Origin of the sequence: Blautia luti (genome assembly GCF_013304735.1) — a bacterium.
Classification (GTDB): Bacteria; Bacillota; Clostridia; order Lachnospirales; family Lachnospiraceae; genus Blautia_A.
This window is the reverse complement of sequence record NZ_JAAITI010000105.1, coordinates 1-470: the sequence shown is the minus strand read 5'-3', so window position 1 is coordinate 470 and position 470 is coordinate 1. Positions and strand designations below refer to the sequence as shown.

The window sequence follows — 470 nt, the reverse complement described above, 5'->3', positions numbered from 1 at the left end:
TATGGCTGTTACTGTGGCTGCAAAAGAGTTCTTTAAATGGAATGATTACCTGGTGAAAAGACTAGATCCATCGGAGGAACAGCAGGAGACACTGCAGGAATCAACTTATATTCAGAATATAGACCAGTCTGTAACACAAAATGGTGTGACGGTTACCCTGACAGATTCTGTTCAGGATCAGGGATTCCTGTATGTTTTTTTTGAAGTGAAAACAGAGGACAGTATTTCTATGACTGATCATACTTCTTTTGAGGAGATGACACATTTTAAGATCGATGGAAAAGAAGTATATGCAGTGGACGATAACAGATTTGGAAGTTTCAATACTGGGGTAGGACAGGATGAATTACTGAAAACAGATCAAAATTCTGCGCATCTTAAACATTTTAACGCCTATATATCTTATGACAGTGATTATGATCTGAGTAATAAAACAGTAGAAATCACATTAAAGAATCTTACGGAGGAAG

1 protein-coding gene is annotated in these 470 nt (G+C 37.0%); it reads left to right on the top strand.

Annotated elements, in window-relative coordinates; all coding sequences use genetic code 11:
- Positions 1–470: DUF4179 domain-containing protein (locus G5B06_RS18635; protein WP_173772730.1), on the top strand; the 470-nt coding region annotated here is incomplete at both ends.